The organism is Amycolatopsis sp. NPDC047767, assembly GCF_040704195.1.
In the GTDB taxonomy this organism is placed as follows: domain Bacteria; phylum Actinomycetota; class Actinomycetes; order Mycobacteriales; family Pseudonocardiaceae; genus Amycolatopsis.
Genome location: NZ_JBEYSJ010000011.1, coordinates 259,242 through 282,699 on the forward strand (window position 1 = coordinate 259,242; position 23,458 = coordinate 282,699).

Genomic DNA, 23,458 nt, shown 5'->3' on the forward strand with positions numbered 1-23,458 from the left:
TCTTTCCCTGGAACACCGGGAGGTTTTCGCGCCATGACCAGCACCGAGGACAAGCTTCGGGAATACCTGAAGCGCGTCACCACCGACCTGCAGCAGACGCGTCAGCGGCTGCAGGCGGTCGAGGCGAAGGGCAGCGAGCCCATCGCGATCGTGAGCATGGCCTGCCGCTTCGGCGGCGGGGCCGACACGCCGGAGAAGCTGTGGCAGCTGCTCCTCGACGGCGGCGACGCGATGACCGGCTTCCCCGTCGACCGCGGCTGGGACGTCGACGGGCTGTACGACCCCGACCCCGACAAGCCCGGCAAGACCTACGTGCGCGAGGGCGGGTTCCTCACGGGCGCCGCCGAGTTCGATGCCGAGTTCTTCGGGATCTCGCCGCGTGAGGCGCAGGCGATGGACCCGCAGCAGCGGCTCCTGCTGGAGTCGGCCTGGGAGGCCTTCGAGCGCGCCGGTGTCGCGCCGAACTCGTTGCGCGGCAGCAGCACCGGCGTCTACGTCGGCGCCTTCAACACCAGTTACGCCTCCAGCATCAGCGGTGGTGAAGGCGGTGACGGGCACCTGCTCACGGGCAACGCGACCAGCGTCGTCTCCGGCCGCATCTCCTATCTGCTGGGCCTCGAAGGCCCGGCGGTCACCGTCGACACGGCGTGCTCGTCCTCGCTCGTCGCACTGCACTGGGCGGCGCAGGCACTGCGGGCGGGGGAGTGCTCGCTCGCCCTGGCCGGCGGCGTCACGGTGCTGCCGGTGCCGGACCTGTTCGTGGAGTTCGCCCGCCAGCGCGGCCTCGCACCCGACTCCCGGGTGAAGGCGTTCGCCGACGCCGCCGACGGCACGGCGTGGGGTGAAGGCGCCGGGATCCTCGTGCTGGAACGGCTTTCCGACGCGCGCCGGCTGGGGCACCCGGTGCTCGCCGTGGTCCGCGGCAGCGCGATCAACCAGGACGGTGCGTCGAGCGGTCTGTCGGCGCCCAACGGCCCGTCGCAGCAACGCGTGATCCACGCCGCGCTGGAGAACGCGCGGCTGTCCACCTCGGACGTCGACGCCGTCGAGGCCCACGGCACCGGCACGGCGCTGGGCGACCCGATCGAGGCGCAGGCCCTGCTCGCCACCTATGGCCGCCGGCGCGAGCGGCCGCTGCTGCTGGGCTCGGTGAAGTCGAACATCGGCCACACCAACGCCGCGGCCGGGGTCGCGGGCGTGATCAAGGTCGTGCAGGCGATCCAGCACGGCCTGCTGCCGAAGACGCTGAACGTCGACGCGCCCTCGTCACACGTCGACTGGACGGCGGGCGACGTCGAGCTGGTCACCGAGCACACGCCGTGGCCCGAGACCGGCCGCGCTCGCCGGGCGGGGGTGTCCGCGTTCGGCATCAGCGGGACCAACGCGCACGTGATCGTCGAGCAGGCGCCGCCGGCCGACGAGCCCGAGGAGAGCTACACCGGGCCGGCCACGGTCCCGTGGGTGCTGTCGGCTCGTACGCCCGAGGCGTTGCGGGCGCAGGCCGCACGGCTGCGCGACGGCCTGGCGGACGACGCCACGCTGGCCGACGTCGGGTTCACGCTGGCGACCGCACGGGCGCACCTGCCGCACCGGGCCGCGGTGCTCGCGACCGACCGCGAGGCCGCGCTGTCCGCGGTGGCGGCGCTGGCCGACGGGGAGCCCGCCGCGGTCGAAGGGTCCGTGCTGGCGGGCCGCCTCGCGGTGCTGTTCACCGGCCAGGGCGCCCAGCGGCTCGGCATGGGCCGTGAGCTGCACGCGAGTTTCCCCGTGTTCGCGGCCGCGTTCGACGAGGCCGTGTCCGCAGTGGACAGTCACCTCGACGGCTCGCTGCGCGAGGTGGTCTGGGGCGCCGACGAAGCCGCGATCGACGAGACCGGCTGGGCCCAGCCCGCCTTGTTCGCGCTCGAGGTCGCGGTGTTCCGGCTCGCCGAGTCGTGGGGCATCGTGCCGGACTTCGTGGCCGGCCACTCCATCGGCGAGATCGCCGCAGCTCACGTCACCGGCGTCCTGTCGCTGGGCGACGCCGCCGCGCTGGTCGCCGCCCGCGGCCGGCTCATGCAGGCTCTGCCCGCCGGTGGCGCGATGGTGTCGATCCAGGCGGCCGAGGACGAGGTCGCCCCGCTCCTGACCGGGGACCTGGCGCTCGCCGCCGTCAACGGGCCGGCTTCGGTGGTGGTCGCCGGTCCCGAGGGCGCCGCGCTCGCGCTGGCCGAGCGGTTCGCTGCAGATGGACGCAAGACCAAGCGCCTGGCCGTCTCGCACGCGTTCCACTCGCCGTTGATGGACCCGATGCTCGGCGACTTCCGCGCGGCGATCGAAGGCCTGAACTTCCACGCTCCCGAGATCCCGTTCGTCTCTACGCTGACCGGCGCGCTCGCCTCGGCCGACGAGCTCGCCACACCCGAGTACTGGGTGCGCCACGTGCGTGGCACCGTCCGGTTCGCCGACGGCGTCACCGCGCTGGGCGCGCTCGGCGTCCGCAAGTTCCTGGAGGCCGGGCCGGACGGGGTGCTGTCCGCGATGGCGCAGGACTCCGTGCCCGCCGGCGCGCTGCTGGTTCCGCTGCTGCGCAAGGACCGCGCGGAGGAGACCACCGCCCTCACGGCGCTGGCCACCCTCCACACCCGCGGCGTCCCGGTCGACTGGGCCGCGCTGTTCCCCGGCGCGCACCGCACCGACCTGCCGACGTACGCGTTCCAGCACGAACGCTTCTGGCTCAGCTCCGGGGACGGCGCGGGCGACGTGACCGCCGCCGGCCTGGAGGCGCCGGGGCACCCGCTGCTCGGGGCCGCGGTCGAGCTGGCCGACGGTGCGGGTCTGCTGTTCACCAGCCGGCTTTCGCTGCGTTCGCACCCGTGGCTGGCCGACCACGCGGTGGGCGGGCGCGCGATCTTCCCCGGCACCGCGTTCGTGGAGCTGGCCGTGCGCGCCGGCGACGAGGTCGGCTGCGACCGCGTCGAGGAGCTGACGCTCGCCGCGCCGCTCGTCGTGCCCGCGGAAGGCGCGGTGCGGCTGCAGCTGCGCGTCGGCGCCCCGGACGAGACGGGCCGCCGCGCGGTGAGCGTGCACAGCCGGGCCGATGGCGCCGTCGGCGAAGCCTGGACGCAGCACGCGTCGGGCTTCCTCGTCGAAGCCGCGGGCGCGCCCGCCGAGTTCGACACCACGGTGTGGCCGCCGGAAGGCGCCGAGTCCGTGCCCGTCGAAGGCTGCTACGAGTCCTTCGCCGAAGGCGGCTTCGCGTACGGGTCGGTGTTCCAGGGCCTGCGCAACGTCTGGCGGCTGGGCGAAGACGTGTACGCCGACGTCGCGCTGCCCGACGGGGTCGAGCCCGGCGAGTTCGGCCTGCACCCGGCGCTGCTCGACGCGGCCGCGCAGACCACGGCGTTCACCGGCGCGCCCCCGGGCATGCCGTTCTCGTGGGCCGACGTGACCCTGCACGCCTCCGGCGCGACCGCGCTGCGGGTGCGGCTGTCGCCGCGCGGTGAGAGCGTGGAGCTCGCCGTCGCCGACGGCACCGGCGCGCCGGTGGCGACTGTCTCGGCGCTCACGATGCGGGCGATCACGACCGGGCCCGAAACCGGCTCGGTTCACCGCGACTCGCTGTTCCGCCTCGACTGGCTGCCCCTGCGCTCGGCCCCGCCGGCGCCCGAGTCGTTCACGGTTCTGGGCGAGGGCACCCTGCTGCCCGAAGCCGCCGTGGCGGAGGGACTCGACGAGCTGGCCGCCGTGCCGTCCGTCGTGGTGCTGCCCGTGGCCGAATCCACGGGTGATGTCGTCGCCGAGACCCACGAGCGCACGTCCGAAGTGCTGGCCCTGCTGCAGAAGTGGCTCGGCGACGATCGGTTCGCCGACGCCCGCCTCGTGGTCGTCACCCGCGGTGCGACGACCGGCGCCGACCTGGCCGCCGCCGCCGTGCACGGCCTGGTGCGTGTGGCCCAGTCGGAGAATCCCGGCCGCTTCGGCCTGGTCGACCTGCCCGACGGCAGCACCGACGGGCTGGCCGCGGCGCTCGGCTCCGAAGAACCCCTGCTCGCGCTGCGCGGCGGCATCCCGCTCGCGGGCCGGCTCGTCCGCGCCGAAGCCGGTGCCGGTACGCACGACTGGGACGGCACCGTCCTCGTCACCGGCGGCACCGGCGGGCTCGGCAGCCTGCTGGCCCGCCACCTCGTGACCCGCCACGACGTCCGGGACCTGGTGCTCGTCAGCCGCCGCGGTGCCGAGGCCGACGGCGCCGCCGAACTCCGCGACGAGCTGACCGCGCTCGGCGCCGACGTCACGATCGAGGCCGCCGATCTGACCTCCCGCGAAGCCACGGCCGCCCTGCTGGCCAGGCTCGACCGTCCGCTGAGCGCCGTGGTCCACACCGCCGGCGTCCTCGACGACGGCGTGCTCGGCTCCCTGACGCCCGACCGCATGGCCACGGTGCTGCGCCCCAAGGTCGACGCGGCGTGGCACCTGAACGAGCTGATCGGCGACCGGACCGCGCTCGTCCTGTTCTCCTCGGTGTCCGGCACCTTCGGCGGCCCGGGCCAGGGCAACTACGCCGCCGGCAACGCCTTCCTCGACGCGCTCGCCCAGCACCGGCGCGCGGCCGGGCTGCCGGCCGTCTCCCTGGCGTGGGGGCCGTGGGCCAGCACCTCGGGCATGACCGCGACGCTCTCGGAAACCGACCTGCGCCGCATCTCCGGCTCCGGCATCCCGGAGCTGGCCGCCGAGGAGGGCATGGCGCTGTTCGACGCCGCCGTCACCTCCGGCGCGCCGGTGCTGCACCCGATCCGGCTCGACCTCCCGGCGCTGCGCGCGCAGGGCGAGCTGCCGCACCTGCTGCACGCGCTCGTCCGGCCGTCGTCGCGCCGCGCCGTGGCGACGTCGGCCGCGGCCGACGGACTCGCCGCGCGCCTGTCCGGACTGTCCACAGCGGACCGGCTGCGCGAGCTGGTCGACCTCGTGCGTACCCAGGTCGCGATCGTGCTCGGCCACGCCGGGTCCGCCGCGATCGACCCGGCGCGCGCGTTCAGCGACCTCGGCTTCGACTCCCTGACCGCGGTGGAGCTGCGCAACCGCCTCGGCGCCGCCACCGGCCTGCGGCTGCCCGCGACCGCCGTGTTCGACTACCCGACCCCGGCCGTGCTCGCCGAGCACCTGCACGACGAACTCGTCGGCAGCACACCGGAAGTGACCGCAGCGGCCGTCACGAGCCGCGCCGTGGCCGACGACCCCGTGGTGATCGTCGGCATGAGCTGCCGCTACCCGGGCGGCGTGCGCTCACCCGAGGACCTCTGGCGGCTCGTCGCCGAGGGCACCGACGCGATCACGACGTTCCCGGAGAACCGCGGCTGGGACCTCGACGCGCTCTACGACCCGGACCCCGACCACGCCGGCACCTCGTACACGCGTTCGGGCGGCTTCCTGCACGACGCCGGCGAGTTCGACCCCGCGTTCTTCGGCATGAGCCCCCGCGAGGCCCTCGCCACGGACTCGCAGCAGCGCCTGCTGCTGGAGGTCTCGTGGGAGGCGCTGGAGCGCTCGGGCATCGACCCGGCCGGTCTGCGTGGTTCGCCGACCGGGGTGTTCGCCGGCGTGATGTACAACGACTACGGCACCCTGCTCGGCGGCCGCGAGTTCGAAGGCTTCCGCGGCAACGGCAGCTCGCCGAGCGTCGTCTCCGGTCGCGTGTCCTACACGTTCGGCTTCGAAGGACCGGCCGTCACGGTCGACACCGCGTGCTCCTCCTCGCTGGTCGCGATGCACTGGGCGGCGCAGGCGCTGCGCAGCGGGGAATGTTCGCTCGCGCTGGCCGGCGGCGTGACCGTGCTGTCCACTCCGGACCTGTTCGTCGAGTTCTCCCGCCAGCGCGGCATGTCGGCCGACGGCCGGTGCAAGTCGTTCGCCGACGGGGCGGACGGGGTCGGCTGGGCCGAGGGCGTCGGCGTGGTCGTGCTCGAACGCCAGTCGGACGCCGTCCGCAACGGCCACCACATCCTCGCGGTGCTGCGCGGTTCGGCGGTCAACCAGGACGGTGCGTCCAACGGGCTGACCGCGCCGAACGGGCCTTCGCAGCAGCGCGTGATCCGCCAGGCCCTGGCGAGCGGGCGACTGTCCACTCAGGACGTCGATGTCGTGGAGGCCCACGGCACCGGCACGACCCTGGGCGACCCGATCGAGGCGCAGGCCCTGCTGGCCACGTACGGCCAGGGCCGCGAGACCCCGCTGCTGCTCGGCTCGATCAAGTCCAACCTCGGCCACACCCAGGCCGCGGCCGGGGTCGCCGGTGTGATCAAGATGGTGCAGGCGATGCGGGCCGGGCTCGTGCCCTCGACCCTGCACGTCGACGGCCCGTCGTCGCATGTGGACTGGACGGCCGGCGACGTCGAGCTGGTCGCCGAGACCACCGCGTGGCCCGAGGCGGACCGCCCGCGCCGCGCGGGGGTGTCGTCGTTCGGCATCAGCGGCACCAACGCGCACCTGATCCTGGAGCAGGCCGCCCCGGTCGCCGAGCCGGCCCCGTCGGCGGTCACCGGCCCGGTGCCGTGGGTGGTCTCCGGGCGCACGCCCGACGCGGTCCGCGCCCAGGCGGGCAAGCTGCTCGCCGCGGCGCAGGCCGAGCCGGAGCACTCGCTCGCCGACGTCGGGTTCAGCCTCGCCACCACCCGCGCGGGCCTGGAGCACCGCGCCGCCGTGGTCGGCCAGACCCGCGACGAACTGCTCGCCGGCCTCGGCGCGCTCGCGGCGGGTGAACCGCACGCCGACGCCGTGGAGGGGGTGGCCCGCACCGGCCGGCTCGCGATGCTGTTCACCGGCCAGGGCGCGCAGCGGCTCGGCATGGGCCGCGAGCTCTACCACCGGTTCGCAGTGTTCGCCGCCGCGTTCGACGAGACCCTCGCCGCGCTCGACGCGCACCTGGGCACACCGCTGAAGACCGTGATCTGGGGCGAGGACGCGGCCGCCGTCGACGAGACCGGCTGGACCCAGCCGGGCCTGTTCGCCGTCGAGGTCGCGGGTTACCGCCTCGCGGAGTCCTGGGGTGTGCGGCCCGACTTCGTCGCGGGCCACTCGATCGGCGAGATCGCGGCGGCCCACGTGGCCGGGGTCTTCACCCTCGAAGACGCGGCCGCGCTCGTGTGCGCCCGCGGCCGGTTGATGCAGGCGCTGCCCCGCGGAGGGGCGATGGTGTCGATCCGCGCGAGCGAGGAAGAGATCACGCCGCTGCTGACCGAAGGCGTGTCGATCGCCGCGATCAACGGACCCGCGTCGATCGTGGTTTCCGGCGTCGAGGCCGAGGTCACCGCAGTGGCCGAGCACTTCGCCGCGCAAGGCCGCCGCACGCGTGAGCTGCCGGTGAGCCACGCGTTCCACTCGCCGCTGATCCAGCCGATCCTGCGCGCCTTCCGTGGGATCGCCGAAGAACTCACTTACCACGAGCCGAAGATCCCGGTCGTCTCGACGCTGACCGGCGCCGCCGCCACGGCCGAGGAGCTGTGCTCGCCCGAGTACTGGGTTCGCCACGTCCGCGAGGCCGTCCGGTTCTCCGACGGCATCCGCACCCTCGCCGACCTCGGTGCCACCACGTTCTTCGAGGTCGGCCCGGACGGCGTGCTCTCGGCCATGGCCCGAGAGTCGCTGGAGGACGCCGACGCGGTGTTCGTCCCGCTGCTGCGCAAGGGCCGCGACGAGGTGCGCACCGCCGTGACCGCGATAGCGCGGCTGCACGTCGCCGGCACGCCGGTCGACTGGGCCGCCGTGTTCCCCGGCGCGCACGTCGTGGACCTGCCCACCTACGCCTTCCAGCACCAGTGGTTCTGGCCGGCCGCCACGCCGGGCCTCGGCGACGCGGCCGCCGTGGGCCTGCGCCCGGCCGAGCACCCGCTGCTCAACGGCACGGTCGAGCTGGCCGAAAACGACGGCGTGCTCTTCACCGGACGGCTTTCCCTCGCGTCGCACCCGTGGCTGGCCGAGCACGCGGTTCAGGGGACGGTTCTGCTGCCCGGCACCGCGTTCCTCGAACTGGCGTTCCGAGCCGGCGACGAGGTCGGCTGCGACCACGTGGACGAGCTCACGCTCGCGGCCCCGCTGGTGCTGCCCGAACGCGGCGCGGTCCAGCTGCAGGTCCACGTCGGCGCGCCCGGCGACGGCGAGGGGCGCGCGCTGTCCGTCCACTCGCGAGCCGAAGGTGAGCTCGACGCGTGGACGCTGCACGCCACCGGCGTGCTCAGCTCCGGCGCGGCCGACGACGGTGGCTACTCGAGCGCCGAATGGCCTCCGGCCGGCGCCGAGCCGATCGACCTCGGCGGCTGCTACGAGCGCTACGCCGAGGCCGGGTTCGCGTACGGAGCCTCGTTCCAGGGCCTGCACGCGGCGTGGCGACGTGGCGACGACGTGTTCGCCGAGGTCACGCTGCCGGGTGCCGAAGGCCGCGCCGAGGAGACGGCCGCGGAGTTCGGCCTGCACCCGGCCGTGCTCGACGCCCTCCTGCACGCCGCGGGCCACCTCGGCATCGGCGACGAAGGCGGCTCGCTGCCGTTCTCGTGGTCCGGTGTGTCGCTGCGCGCGTCCGGCGCCGCCACGGTCCGGGCGCGGCTGACGCGCACCGGTGACGACACGCTCTCACTCGACCTGACCGACGCGGCCGGGGCGCCCGTCGCGTCGGTCGGCGGCCTCGCGCTGCGCGCGGTTTCCGCGCTCGGCACCGCACCTGTCGCGGGATCGCGTGATCCGCTGTTCCGGCTGGCGTGGCCGCCGATCGCGGGCGAGCCGGCGGTGCCGGGCGACGTCGCCGTCGTCGGCCCGGACACGCTGGGTCTGGCGGCCGCGATCGAACACTGCACTGCGGTGACGTCGTACGCGCGGTTGTCCGATGTGGACGCCGTGCCCGCTGTCGTCGTGATCCCGGTCGACGCCGGCATCGCCACCGGCACCGTGCCAGAAGCCGCCCACGCCGAATCGGCCGAAGTACTGGCGCTGCTGCAGCAGTGGCTCGCCGAGGAGCGGTTCTCCGCGGCGCGCCTGGTTTTCGTGACGCGCGGCGCCACGACCGGCGAAGACGTGGCGGCCGGCGCCGTGTGGGGGCTGGTGCGCGCGGCCGACGTCGAGCACCCGGGCCGCTTCGGTCTGGTCGACCTCACCGACGACGACACCACGTTGCTTGCCGCCGCGCTGGGCACCACCGAACCGCAGGTGGCGATCCGCGCCGGCGCCGTGACCTCGGCCCGACTCGAACGCGCCGCGCCCGCCGACCCGGTGACCTGGAACCCCGGCGGTACGGTGCTGATCACCGGCGGCACGGGCGGCCTGGGCCGCATCATCGCCGAGCATCTCGTGACCCAGCACGGCGTGCGGAAGCTGCTGCTGCTCAGCCGCCGCGGTGGCGAGGCCGCCGGGGTCGTCGAACTGGTCGCGGAACTCGCGACGCACGGCGCCGACGCGACTGTGGTCGCCTGCGACGCCGCCGACCGCGAAGCCCTCGCCGCCGTGCTCGCCGAGCACCCGGTTTCGGCGGTGGTCCACGCCGCCGGTGTCCTCGACGACGGCGTGCTCGACGCGCTGACGCCCGAGCGCATGACGACCGTGCTGCGCCCCAAGGTCGACGCCGCGTGGAACCTCCACGAGCTCGCCGGAGACCTCGACGCGTTCGTGCTCTTCTCCTCGCTGTCCGGCACCTTCGGCGGGGCGGGGCAGGGCAACTACGCGGCCGGCAACGCGTTCCTCGACGCGCTGGCCGAACACCGCCGCGCGGCCGGGCTGCCCGCCGTGTCGCTGGCGTGGGGCCCGTGGGCCCAGGCGGCCGGCATGACCGGTGCGCTGACCGAGGCCGAGATGCGGCGCATGGCCCGCTCGGGCATGCCGGCGCTCACCCGCGAGCAGGGGCTGGCGCTGTTCGACGCCGGTGTCGCCGCGGACGACGCCGCCGTGGTCACCGCCCGGCTGGACCTGGCCGCCCTGCGGCAGGCCGGCGAGATCCCGCCGGTGCTTCGCGGGCTCGTCCGCACCCGGGCCCGCCGCGCAGCCGCCGGTGGGGCCGCGACCGCGGGTGCGCTGGCCCAGCGGCTCACCGGGCTCGACGGCGCCGCACGCAAGCGCGAACTGGTGGACCTCGTCCGCGGGCAGGTCGCCGTCGTGCTCGCCCACGCCGACGCGAGCGCCGTGGAGGCGACCCGCGCGTTCTCCGAGCTCGGCTTCGATTCGCTGACGGCGGTGGAGCTGCGCAACCGTGTCTCCGCCGTCACCGGACTGCGGCTGCCCGCCACGGCGGTGTTCGACCACCCGACGGTCGAGGCGCTCGCCGCGTTCGTGCTCGACGAGCTGTTCGGCACTGAACTCGACGAAGCCGTGCCCGCCGTGACCGGGCAGGTCGTGAGCGACGACCCGATCGTGATCGTCGGCATGAGCTGCCGCTACCCGGGTGGCGTGTCGTCGCCGGAAGACCTGTGGCGCCTGGTGTCCGAGGGCGTCGACGCGATCACGGAGTTCCCGAACGACCGCGGCTGGGACGTCGACTCGCTGTACGACGCCGACCCCGACCGGCCGGGCACCACGACCACGCGCTTCGGCGCGTTCCTGCACGACGCCCCCGCCTTCGACCCGGAGTTCTTCGGCCTGAGCCCCCGCGAGGCGCTGACCACCGACTCGCAGCAGCGCCTGCTGCTGGAAACCTCGTGGGAGGCCCTGGAACGCGCCGGGATCGACCCGGCGGGCCTGCGTGGTTCGCCGACGGGTGTGTTCGCCGGCGTGATGTACAGCGATTACTCGAGCCTGCTGTCCGACGCGGAGTACGAGGGTTACCAGGGCAGCGGCAGCGCGGGCAGCATCGCGTCCGGGCGCGTGTCCTACACGTTCGGCTTCGAAGGTCCCGCGATGACGATCGACACCGCGTGCTCGTCGTCGCTGGTCGGCCTGCACCTCGCGGCCCAGGCCCTGCGGGCGGGCGAGTGCTCGCTCGCGCTGGCCGGCGGCGTCACGGTGATGTCCACACCGGGCACGTTCATCGAGTTCTCCCGCCAGCGCGGCCTCGCCGCCGACGGCCGCTGCAAGTCCTTCGCCGAGGGCGCCGACGGCACCGGCTGGGGTGAAGGCGTGGGCATGCTGGTGCTCGAACGCCAGTCCGACGCGCTGCGCAACGGCCACCGCGTGCTCGCCGTGGTCCGCGGCTCCGCGATCAACTCCGACGGCGCGTCCAACGGCCTCACCGCACCCAACGGGCCCGCGCAGCAGCGCGTGATCCGCCAGGCGCTGGCCAGCGGCCGACTGTCCACCGCGGACGTCGACGCCGTCGAAGCGCACGGCACCGGTACGACGCTGGGCGACCCGATCGAGGCCCAGGCTCTGCTGGCGACCTACGGCCGCGACCGCGAAACCCCGCTGCTGCTGGGGTCGATCAAGTCGAACATCGGCCACACGCAGGCCGCGGCCGGCGTGGCGGGCGTGATCAAGATGGTGCAGGCGATGACCCACGGCGTGCTGCCGCGGACCCTGCACGTCGACGCGCCGTCGTCCCACGTGGACTGGAGTGAGGGCGCGGTCGAGCTGCTCACCGAGCCGCGCCCCTGGCCCGAGGTCGAGAGGCCGCGTCGCGCCGGCGTGTCGTCGTTCGGCATCAGCGGCACCAACGCGCACGTGATCCTGGAGCAGCCGGCCGCCGTCGCGGTGCCGAAGCCGGCGCCGTCCGCCGGGGTGGTGCCGTGGGTGCTGTCCGGCCGCACGCCGGAAGCCGTGCGCGCCCAGGCGGCGCGGCTCGCGGAGCACCTCGACGGCTCGGCCGAGGGCTCGTCGCCGGCCGACCTCGGCTGGTCGCTCGCCTCGACGCGGTCCGCGTTCGACCACCGCGCCGTGGTGCTCGCCGAGGACCACGACCAGGCCGTCGCCGCGCTCATCGCGCTGGCGGCGGGGGAGCCGGGCGCGGTCGAGGGCACGGTGCTCGGCGGCCGTACGGCGGCGTTGTTCACGGGTCAGGGCTCGCAGCGGCTCGGCATGGGCCGCGATCTCTACAACCGCTTCCCGGCGTTCGCGAAGGCTTTCGACGCGGCGGTCGCGGAGCTCGACCGGCAGCTGGAAAGCCCGCTGAGCGCGGTCGTCTGGGGCGAAGACCCTGACCAACTCGACCGCACCGGCTGGGCGCAGCCCGCGATCTTCGCACTGGAAGTGGCGCTGTTCCGGCTCGTCGAGTCGTGGGGCGTGAGTCCGGAGCTGGTGGCCGGGCACTCGATCGGCGAGATCGCGGCCGCCCACGTCGCCGGTGTCCTGTCGCTGGCCGACGCCGCGGTGCTCGTCGCCGCGCGCGGCCGGCTCATGCAGGGCCTGCCGCGTGGCGGCACGATGGTCTCGATTCAGGCCAGTGAGGACGAGGTCACGCCGCTGCTCACCGACCAGGTCTCGATCGCCGCGGTGAACGGGCCGAACTCCGTGGTCGTCGCCGGTGCCGAACGCGCCGTGCTCGCGATCGCCGACGAGTTCGCCGCGCGGCGGCGCAAAACCCGCCGGCTGCGGGTGTCGCACGCGTTCCACTCGCCGCTGATGGACCCGATGCTCGACTACTTCCGCGCGGTGGTGGGCGAACTGACCTTCCGCGCGCCGGAGATCCCGTTCGTCTCGACGGTGACGGGCGAGCTCGTGGCGGCCGAAGAGCTGACCGACCCCGAGTACTGGGTGCGGCACGTCCGCGAAACCGTGCGGTTCGCGGACGGCATCCGCACGCTGGCCGACCAGGGTGCCCGCGTGTTCGTCGAGCTGGGACCGGACGGCACGCTCTCCGCGATGGCGCAGGACAGCGTGTCCGAAGGGGCCGTGCTCGTTCCGCTGCTGCGCAAGGACCGCCCGGAGGACGTCTCGGTGCTCACCGCGCTGAGCCGCCTGCACGTCGGCGGCGTGGCCGTGGACTTCGCGTCGCTGTTCCCCGGTGCCCGTGTGGTGGACCTGCCGACGTACGCCTTCCAGCACCGGCGTTTCTGGCCCGCCGCGGCCACCGGGGGTTCGGGCGACGTCCGGGCCGCAGGCCTCACTTCGGCCGGCCACCCGCTGCTCGGCGCCGCCGTGCAGCTCGCCGACGGCGAGGGCGCGCTGTTCACCAGCCGGCTGTCGGTGCGGTCGCACCCGTGGCTGGCCGAGCACGCCGTGCACGGCGCGGTGCTCGTGCCGGGGACGGCGCTGCTGGAGCTGGTCGTCCGCGCCGGCGACGAGGTCGGCTGCGCGGTCGTCGAAGAGCTCACGCTCGCGGCACCGCTCGTGCTGCCCGCAGACGGCGCCGTGCAGGTGCAGCTGCGCACCGGCGCCGCCGACGAAACCGGACGGCGTACCGTGACCGTCCACTCGCGACCGGAGGGCCACGACGACTGGCGTCAGCACGCCACCGGTGTGCTCGCCGGGGGCCCGGTCACGGCGCCGTCGTTCGACGCCACCGAGTGGCCGCCCGCCGGAGCCGAGGTGATCGGCCTCGACGGGTTCTACGAGGAGTTCGGCGAGGCCGGCTTCGCCTACGGCCCGCTGTTCCAGGGTGTGCGCGCGGCCTGGCGGCTCGGTGCCGACGTGTTCGCCGAGGTGGTCCTGCCCGAGGACACCGCGGACGCCGCGGCCGCCTTCGGCCTGCACCCGGCGCTGCTGGACGCGTGCCTGCACCCGGCGGCGTTCGCCGGCCTGGACCGCGGGGTGGTCCCGTTTTCCTGGCGCGACACCACACTTCGGGCGGCCGGCGCGGCCGAGGTCCGCGTGCGGCTGAGTCGCGCGGCGGACGACGAGATCTCGCTGGAGCTCGCCGACGTGACCGGTGCGCCGGTCGCCTCCGTCGGCTCCCTCAAGCTGCGCGAAATCGGCACCGGCCTGAGCGCCGGGTCCGACGCGCTGTTCGAACCGGCCTGGGCGCCGCTCGGAGCCGAGAGCCCGCTGCCCGCCGCGGCCGTCATTCTCGACGACGACGGGCTGGGCCTGGCCGACGCGTTCGCCGCGGCGGGCGTGCCGACGGACGTGGTGGCCACGGCGGCCGGCCCGGTCGTCGCGCTCGTCGGACTGTCCACTCCGGACCTGCCGGTGCCCGCCGCCGTGCGGACGCTGACGGCCGATGTCCTGGCCCGTCTGCAGAGCTGGCTGACCGAGGACCACGCCGAGACCGACCGGCTCGTGTTCGTCACCCGCGGCGCCACGACCGGCGCCGACCCGGCGGCCGCCGCCGTGTGGGGCCTGGTGCGCTCGGCGCAGTCGGAGCACCCGGGCCGGTTCGGCCTGGTGGACCTCGACACCGACAGCGTGCTGGTGCCCCAGGCGGTCGCTTCGGGCGAACCGCAGGTCGCCGTGCGCGACGGTGCGTTGTTCGCACCGCGCCTGGCGCGTGCGGGTTCGGCGGGCGAGCCCGTGACCTGGAACCCGGACGGCACGGTCCTCGTGACCGGCGGCACCGGCGGGCTGGGCCGGATCTTCACCGAGTACCTCGTGACCGAACACGGCGTGCGCAACCTGCTGCTGCTCAGCCGCAGCGGCCCGGACGCCCCCGGGGTGGCGCGATTCGTCGAGACCCTCGCCGAAGCCGGCGCGAGTGCCGAGGTCGTGGCCTGCGACGTCGCCGACCGCGACGCGCTCGCCGCGGTCTTGGCCGAGCACCCGGTCTCCGCCGTGGTCCACACCGCCGGCGTCCTCGACGACGGCGTGCTCGAATCCCTGACCCCGGACCGCTTCGACACCGTGCTGCGGCCCAAGGTCGACGCGGCCTGGAACCTGCACGAGCTCACGAGCGACCTCGACGCGTTCGTGGTCTTCTCCTCCGTCGCCGGGCTCTTCGGCGGCGCCGGGCAAGGCAACTACGCGGCCGGCAACACGTTCCTCGACGCCCTCGCCGAACATCGGCGGGCCGCGGGGCAGCCGGCGGTGTCGCTGGCGTGGGGCCCGTGGGCGCAGGACTCCGGCATGACCGGCGTGCTCACGAGTGCCGACCTGCGGCGCATGCAGGACTCGGGCCTGCCGCCGCTCGAGCGTGAACAGGGCCTCGAGCTGTTCGACGAAGCCCTGGCCACCGGCCGGCCCGTCGTCGTGCCCGCGCGGCTCGACCTCGGCGCCTTCCGCGCGGCACCGGAGATCCCGCCGCTGGTGCGGGGTCTGGTGCGCACACCCGTGCGCCGCGCCGCCGCCGGTGCCGCGGCCGGGGCGACCCTGGTGCAGAAGCTGCTGGGCCTGCCTGAAGCCGACCGGCGCGAAGCTGTGCTCGACCTCGTGCGCCGCGAAGTCGCCGGGGTGCTCGCCTACGCCGACGCGGGTGCGGTCGAGCCGGCCCGGGCGTTCCAGAGCCTCGGGTTCGACTCACTCACCGCCGTCGAGCTGCGCAACCGGATCACCGCCGTGTCGGGGCTGCGGCTCCCGGCCACGCTGATCTTCGACTACCCGACCTCCTACGCCCTGGCCGAGCACCTTTGGACGGAGCTGTTCGGCGACCTGGCGGGCTCGGCGGACGGCACGTCGGTGCCGGCGGCGGCGATGCCGTCGCTGACCGACGACCCGATCGTGATCGTCGGCATGGCCTGCCGCTACCCGGGCGGGGTCGCCTCGCCCGAGGACCTGTGGCGGCTCGTGACCGAGGGCGCGGACGCGATCACCGAGTTCCCCGCCGACCGCGGCTGGGACGTCGAGTCGCTCTACGACCCGGACCCCGAGCACCTCGGCACGTCCTACACGCGCTCGGGCGGCTTCCTGCACGACGCGGCCGAGTTCGACCCCGGCTTCTTCGGGATGAGCCCGCGCGAGGCGATGACCACGGACACCCAGCAGCGCCAGCTGCTCGAAGTCTCGTGGGAGGCGCTGGAGCGTTCGGGGATCGACCCGGCCGGCCTGCGTGGTTCGCCGACCGGTGTGTTCGCCGGCGTGATGTACAACGACTACAGCTCGACGCTGTCGTCGTCGGAGTACGAGGGCTACCAGGGCCACGGGAGTGCCGGAAGCGTGGCCTCGGGCCGAGTCTCCTACACGTTCGGCTTCGAAGGCCCGGCGGTCACGGTCGACACGGCGTGCTCGTCGTCGCTGGTCGCGATGCACTGGGCGGCTCAGGCGCTGCGCAGCGGGGAGTGCTCGCTGGCACTGGCCGGTGGCGTCGCGGTGATGTCGACGCCGGCGGCGTTCGTCGAGTTCTCGCGCCAGCGCGGCCTTTCGCCGGACGGGCGCTGCAAGGCGTTCAGCGAGTCGGCCGACGGCGTCGGCTGGGCCGAGGGCGTCGGCGTGCTGGTGCTGGAGCGCCAGTCCGACGCCGTCCGCAACGGGCACCACGTGCTCGCCGTGCTGCGTGGCTCCGCGATCAACCAGGACGGTGCGTCCAATGGCCTCACCGCGCCCAACGGGCCTTCGCAGCAGCGCGTGATCCGGCAGGCGCTGGCCAGCGGCGGATTGTCCACCGCGGACGTCGACGTGGTGGAGGCCCACGGCACGGGCACGACACTCGGCGACCCGATCGAGGCGCAGGCGCTGCTGGCGACCTACGGGCAAGACCGCGAGACCCCTTTGCTGCTGGGGTCCGTGAAGTCGAACATCGGGCACACGCAGTCGGCCGCCGGTGTCGCGGGAGTGATCAAGATGGTGCTCGCAATGCAGGCCGGGCGGGTGCCGCACACGCTGCACGTGACCGAACCGTCGACGCACGTCGACTGGACCGCGGGCGCGGTGAGCCTGGTGACCGAGCCGACGGTGTGGCCCGAGACCGACCGTCCGCGCCGCGCGGGGATCTCGTCGTTCGGCATCAGCGGCACCAACGCGCACCTCATCGTCGAGCTGCCGCACGAAGTCCACGTGCCCGAGCTGGACGACGAGCCGGAACCGGCCGGCCACCACGCGGCCCGCGACGGACTGGTGCCCTGGGTCCTGTCGGCCCGGACGCCGGCCGCGCTGCGGGCACAGGCCGCGCGGCTGCACACGGCGCTGGCGGAGCAGGACACGCTCTCGCCCGCCGACGTCGGCTGGACGCTGCTGGCCGGGCGCTCGCTGTTCGAGCACCGCGCCGTCGTCCCGGCCGAGGACCGGGCCTCGGCGCTCGCCGAGCTGGCCGCCCTCGCGGCCGGTGAGGGCAACGCCGTGACGGGCTCGGTGCGTACCGGCAAGCTGGCCGTGCTGTTCCCGGGCCAGGGTGCGCAGCGGCTCGGTATGGGCCGCGAGCTGTACGACCGGTTCGCGGTGTTCGCGGCGGCGTTCGACGAGGTGGTGTCCGAAGTGGACCGGCACCTCGACGGCTCGCTGCGGGACGTGGTCTGGGGCTCTGACGACGCCGAGCTGAACCAGACCGGCTGGGCGCAGCCGGCGTTGTTCGCATTGGAAGTGGCGTTGTTCCGGCTCGCCGAGTCGTGGGGCGTCGCACCGGACCTGGTCGCGGGCCACTCGATCGGCGAGATCGCGGCCGCGCACGTGGCCGGGGTGCTGTCGCTGGCCGACGCCGCGGCGCTGGTCGCTGCACGCGGTCGGCTGATGCAGGCGCTGCCCGGAAGCAGGAAAGCGTCGCGCAGCGACTCCGTTGAGAGTGGCGGCGGGGGCATGGACGGAGGGGCGATGGTCGCGGTGCAGGCGGCCGAGGACGAGGTCGCGCCGCTGCTGTCCGACGGCGTGACGATCGCCGCGATCAACGGTCCGGACTCGGTCGTCGTCGCCGGTGCCGAGGCCGCCGTGACGGCGGTGGCCGAGCAGCTCGCCGAGCGCGGCCGCCGGACCCGGCGCCTGGCCGTGTCGCACGCGTTCCACTCGCCGTTGATGGACCCGATGCTCGACGAGTTCCGCGCGGTCGTGGAGACGTTGTCGTTCCGCCCGCCGAAGCTCGCGTTCGTCTCGACGCTCACGGGCACGCCGGTGACGGCCGACGAGCTGTGCTCCGCGGACTACTGGGTGCGCCATGTGCGCGAGGCCGTGCGGTTCGCCGACGGCGTGCGGGCGCTGGCGGACCAGGGCGCGCGGAAGTTCCTCGAGCTGGGTCCCGACGGCACGCTCACCGCAATGGCCGCGGCCTCCGTGCCGGAGGACGCCGTGACGGTGTCGTTCCTGCGCAAGGACCGGGGCGAGGAACAGGCTGCGGTGACCGCGCTCGGGGTGCTGCACGTCCACGGCACCGCAGTCGACTGGGCGCCGCTGTTCCGCGGCGCGCACCAGGTGGACCTGCCGACGTATGCCTTCCAGCACCAGCGGTTCTGGCCGGCCCCGGTGGCCGGTGCGTCCGGGGACGTGCGCGCGGCCGGGCTGGGGGCGCCGGACCACCCGTTGCTCGGTGCGGCGGTGGAGCTCGCCGGGTGTGAGGAGCTGCTGTTCACGAGCCGGCTTTCGCTGCGGTCGCACCCGTGGCTGGCCGACCACACCTTCGGTGACGCGGTGCTGGTGCCGGGCACGGGCCTGCTGGAGCTCGCCGTGCGGGCGGGTGCCGAGGTCGGGTGCGAGACCGTGGAGGAGCTCACGCTCGCGGCGCCGCTGATCCTGCCGGCGGAAGGCGCGCTGCAGGTGCAGCTGCGGGTCAGCGCTCCGGACGCGGCGGGCAGCCGGCCGGTGACCGTCCACTCGCGACCCGAAGGCGAGAGCGAGTGGGTGCAGCACGCGAGTGGCCTGCTTGCGGTGGCGCCGAAGCCGGCCGCGCCCGCGGTCGAGAGCTGGCCGCCGGCCGGGGCCGAGCCGATGGAGCTCGAGGGGTGTTACGAGGCCTTCGCGGACGCCGGGTTCGGGTACGGGCCGGTGTTCCAGGGGCTGCGGGCGGCGTGGCGGACCGAGGACGAGATCTTCGCCGAGGTCACGCTGCCCGACGGCGTCGACGGCCGTGGGTACGGGGTGCACCCGGCACTGTTGGACGCGTCGCTGCACGCCTCGCTGCTCGCGGGGTCCGAAGAGGACGGTGGTGGGCTGCCCTTCCTGTGGGAGGGCCTGACGGTCCACGCCGGTGGCGCTTCGGCGGTGCGGGTGCGGTTGACGCCGCGGGGCGCCGATGCGATGGCGGTGGCGTTGACCGATCCGGCCGGGAACCCGGTGGTGTCGATCGCGAACCTGCGGACGCGGGTCGTGGCGCCGAGCGGGATCGAGGACACGGCGTTGTTCCGGGTCGGCTGGGTGCCGGTGACGTCCGGTGGAGAGCTGCCGGCCGCGGTGTCGGTGTCGGTGTCGGATGCTGCTCTTGCTTCGTCGCTTTCGGACGCCGGAGTTGCTGTGGCGGACGACGCGCCGGTCGAGGTGGTGGCGATGCCGGACGGTTCCGTGGCCGATGTGACGAACGCGGTGCTGGAGCGACTGCAGCCGGCGTTGACCGGGGACACCCGGGTGGTGTTCGTGAGCCGTGGTGCGGTCGAGGGGGACAACCTCGCCGCAGCGGCCGCGCACGGGTTGGTGCGGTCGGCGATGGCGGAGAACCCGGGTCGCTTCGGGCTCGTGGATCTGGATTCCGGGCCGGTCTCCGCGGAGGCGTGGGGCCGGGTGCTGGACGGTGGCGAACCGCAGGTGATCGTGCGGGACGGGGCTGTGCTGGCGGCTCGGCTGGAGAGGCAGCCCGCGCCGGAGGAGCGCGTCTCGTGGCGTGGCCGGGTGCTGGTGACCGGCGGGACCGGTGGGCTCGGGAGTGCGGTGGCCCGGCATCTCGTGGTTGAGCACGGGGTGCGGTCGCTGGTGCTGGTGAGCCGGCGTGGTCCGGCTGCTCCCGGTGCTGATGCGCTCGTCGAGTCGCTTCGCGGGCTCGGGGCCGAGGTGTTGGTGGAGGCGTGTGATCCGGCGGATCGGTCGGCCTTGGCTGAGTTGCTCTCGCGGTATCCGGTGGATGGTGTCGTGCACGCCGCCGGGGTTGTCGATGACGGGGTGATCGCGTCGTTGACGCCGGAGCGGATGGAGAAGGTGTTGCGGGCCAAGGTGGACGCGGCGTGGAATCTGCATTCGCTGGTCGGTGAGGTGTCGGCGTTCGTGCTGTTCTCGTCGGTGGCCGGGGTGTTCGGCGGGGCCGGGCAGGGGAACTATGCGGCGGGGAACGCGTACCTGGATGCGTTGGCGCAGCTGCGGCGGCGCGAGGGGAAGCCGGCGGTGTCGTTGGCTTGGGGGCCGTGGAGTGAGGTCGGGATGGTCGGTGCGTTGGGTGCCGATGAGGCCGAGCGGATGAATCGGTCCGGGTTCCCGATGCTGGCGGTTGATGACGGGCTGGCGTTGATGGATGCGGGGTTGTCGGTGTCGTCTGCTGCGGTCGTTGCGGCGCGGATTGAGTTCGGGGTGTTCAGGGCTGGTGGGGATGTGCCGGCGTTGATGCGTGGGCTCGTCCGGGTGCCGGTGAAGCGGGCGGCTGTGGTGGCTGGTGGTGGGCGGCTTGCTGAGCGGTTGAGTGGGCTCGGTGAAGCGGAGCAGACGGAGGTGTTGCTCGAGGTGGTGTGTCGGCAGGCTGCGGAGGTGTTGGGGCATGCCGATGCGGGGGAGATTTCGGGGAAGAGTGAGTTTCAGAGTCTGGGGTTCGATTCGCTGACTGCGGTCGAGTATCGGAATCGGCTCGGGGCTGTGGTGGAGATGAGGTTGCCGGCGACGTTGTTGTTCGATTATCCGACGCCGGTGGAATTGGTGGGGTATTTGCGGGAGCGGTTGGTTCCGGAGGAGGCCGGGGCTGGTGCGTTGCTGGCGGAGTTGGATCGGATTGCGGTGGTGATGGGGGAGATGGTGGTTGAGCCGGGGATGGTTGAGGAGGTTGCCGGGAGGATTGAGGTGTTGAGGAGTCGGTGGGGGAAGGTGGCTGGGGATGCTGGGGGTGCTGGGGGTTCTGGTTCGGAGTTTGATTTTGAGGGGGCTTCGGATGATGAGGTGTTTGATATGTTGGATAATGAGTTGGGGTTGAGTTAGGTCCATTTGGGGAGGGAGTGCCTCGGGTTGGGGTGCTTCCTCCTTCTTTTGTCCGGCTCGGCGCGCGGGGCGCGCCATTGCCGGATGTCGGTGGTGGAGGTGGGCACCCCGATTTTTGATTGTCACGACAGTAGAGATCGGCTTGTCAAGGCGGGAAAGAGTACCTTGACAAGCCGATCTCTACTGTGTTGGGGAAAAGAATCGGGGGGCCGGGAGGGGGAAGGTTGCGGGGAGGGGTTGGGGGAGCGTTTGTTGCGTTGCCGGGTGGTGGTTGGGTGGGGGCAAGGGCGCGCTTGGCTGGGTGGGTGGTGGGTTTGTGGTGGCGGGTGGTGGTTGTGGAGTGGCAAGGGCGCGCGCGAGGCGGCGGGGTGGTGGGTTTGTGGTGGCGGGTGGCGGGTGGTTTGAGTGACTCGCTGACTGGCGATCCTGATCCGGTGGCTCACCTGACGTGGCACGCCGTTCGATCCATGTGATGTGCCCGAGCGCGCTTGACTCGCCAGCTCAGGCACTGAGTCAAGCGCCGGCCCGGCTAAGCACATTCGATCTACCCGACCATGCCGATTCATCCAGCGTGCCGGGCCCCCGATTCGTTGGCCCCGTCGGCCATCCCGCGTGGCTCCGCGGCCATGCATGCCCGAGGTGTGCCTTGGGTGGGCGTGAAAGAGCCCCGGCCCAGGTGAAGGGGGTGGTCACCTGGGACGGGGCTCCGAGCGCGCGGAGTGGAGCGGAGGGAGGGGCACCGCGCGCGGTCACGGCGGCGTGGGGAAGGGCGCGGCCGTGAGGTCAGAAGGGGCGGCGGAAGAAGTGGTTGGCGGCGAAGGCGCCGACGGCGGCCAGGGCGGCGCTGATGAGCAGGGTGGTGCCGGCGGCGGAGAAGCCGCCGCCGGGCATGCCGAGGGCGATGGAGCGGATGGTGTCGACCGCGTAGGTCAGGGGGTTGGCCTGGGCGACGGCGCGGAGCCAGTCGGGGAGGGCTGCGAGGGGCACGTAGGCACTGGAGACGAACATGAGCGGGAAGACCGCGACGATGCTGATGTTCTGCATGGTCTGGGCCCGCCGCAGCCAGGCGCCGAGGGCGAGGAAGACCCAGCTGAGGCCGTAGCTGACGACCAGGGCCAGGGCGACCGAGACGACGCCGCCCAGGAAGCCGCCGCCGGGGCGGTAGCCGAAGACGGCGACGGCGGCGACGAGGAGGGCCACGAGTTGCAGGGCGCAGTAAGCCAGATCGGCGAAGCTGCGGGCGACCAAGGGTGTCGAGCGGTGGATGGGCATGGAGCGCAGGCGGGCGAGGAAGCCGTTCTTCAAATCCTCCACCAGGCCGACGCCGGATTGCATGGCTTGCTGCACCGCGTTGTTCAGCAGAATCGCGGGCATCAGGTAGTCGATGTAGGTGATGCCGGGCGGGAAGCTCGACGTGGTGGCCATGACGGCGAACACCTGCGTGAACATGAACAGCAGCACGGCCGGCTGCAGCAGGCTGAACAGGATCATCTGCGGATCGCGCACGGACGTCATCAGGGAGCGGCTGGTCAGCACCGCCACCTGGGTGGTGAACGAGCTGCCCCGCGGGCGGGGCGGCGCGGCCGTGGGTGCGCCGCGGGTGAGGGTCGACGTCATCGGGTACTCCAGGAAGCTCAGGCGACGCGCGAAGCGTGCTGGTCGGCCAGGGTCAGGTAGACGTCGTCGAGCGTGGGTTCCGCGAGGGCCACGTCGTCGGCTTCGATGCCGGCGCCGTCGAGGGCGCGGAAGACGGTGGCGATCTCGCGGGACGACCCGATGGGCGCGACGATGACACCCGGCTCGGAGACGGCGGGGTGCAGGCCCACGCCACGCAGAGCGGCGCAGGCGAGGTCGGTGCTGCGGAGCCAGTCGAGGCGCACGGTGACCGTGCGCTGCCCTACCTGGGCCTTCAGCTCGGCCGCGGTCCCGGACGCGACGACGGCGCCCGCCGAGAGCACCGTGATGATGTCGGCGAGGCGGTCGGCCTCGTCGAGGTACTGGGTCGTGAGCAGCACCGTCGCGCCCTCGCCGACCAGGCCCTCGACGATCTGCCACAGGTTGAGCCGGCTCGTCGGGTCCAGGCCCGTGGTCGGCTCGTCGAGGAAGATCACCTCCGGCCGGCCGACGAGGCTCGCGGCGAGGTCGAGCCGCCGGCGCATGCCGCCGGAGTAGGTGCGCGCCGCGCGGTCGGCGGCCTTGGTGAGGCTGAACGCCTCGAGCAGCTCGTCGGCGCGCGCCCGCGCCTGCGTGCGGGTCGAACCCAGCAACCGGGCCAGCAGCACGAGGTTCGCGCGGCCCGTGAGCTCTTGGTCCACCGAGGCGAACTGCCCCGTGAGGCCGATGCGGGAGCGGACCTCACCGCCTTCGCGCGCGACGTCGAACCCGGCGACGCGCGCGGTGCCGGAGCTGGCCGGCAGCATGGTGGTGAGGATGTTGACCAACGTGGTCTTGCCCGCGCCGTTGTGGCCCAGCAGGCCCAGCACGGTGCCGCGCTCGACGCTCAGGCTCACCGAGGACAACGCGTCGACCGACCCGAACGTCCTGGTGATGCCGGTGGCCTCGATCATCGGGTCGCCGGTGCTCATTCGTGCCCTCCGGGGCTCGCCTCGGGCCGGCAGCGAGCTTCTCGGTCCTTCCGGACAGCCGCCGGCGGTGCTTCGACGAGCCGAGTCTCACCCGG

At 73.6% G+C, this 23,458-nt stretch carries 3 protein-coding genes; 1 reads left to right on the forward strand and 2 read right to left on the reverse strand.

The window, feature by feature from the left end; all coding sequences use genetic code 11:
• The first annotated feature begins 33 nt into the window (after positions 1–33).
• Complete coding sequence (locus tag AB0878_RS21815) at positions 34–20,778, forward strand: SDR family NAD(P)-dependent oxidoreductase (protein ID WP_366582077.1); 20,745 nt, start codon at positions 34–36, stop codon at positions 20,776–20,778.
• A gap of 783 nt (positions 20,779–21,561) precedes the next feature.
• Here the strand turns inward: AB0878_RS21815 and AB0878_RS21820 are convergent.
• On the reverse strand, positions 21,562–22,395 hold the full coding sequence (locus tag AB0878_RS21820; protein WP_366582078.1) for an ABC transporter permease: 834 nt from the start codon (positions 22,393–22,395) through the stop codon (positions 21,562–21,564).
• A 17-nt stretch (positions 22,396–22,412) separates the two neighbouring features.
• Positions 22,413–23,363: an ATP-binding cassette domain-containing protein gene (locus AB0878_RS21825; RefSeq protein WP_366582079.1), complete on the reverse strand. Its 951-nt coding sequence runs from the start codon at positions 23,361–23,363 to the stop codon at positions 22,413–22,415.
• Positions 23,364–23,458 lie beyond the last annotated feature (95 nt).

Excerpts from the sequence above, each read along its gene's own strand:
- AB0878_RS21820 (WP_366582078.1), bottom strand. The coding sequence starts at position 22,395 with ATGACGTCGACCCTCACCCGCGGCGCACCCACGGCCGCGCCGCCCCGC.
- AB0878_RS21815 (WP_366582077.1), top strand. The coding sequence starts at position 34 with ATGACCAGCACCGAGGACAAGCTTCGGGAATACCTGAAGCGCGTCACC.
- AB0878_RS21825 (WP_366582079.1), bottom strand. The coding sequence starts at position 23,363 with ATGAGCACCGGCGACCCGATGATCGAGGCCACCGGCATCACCAGGACG.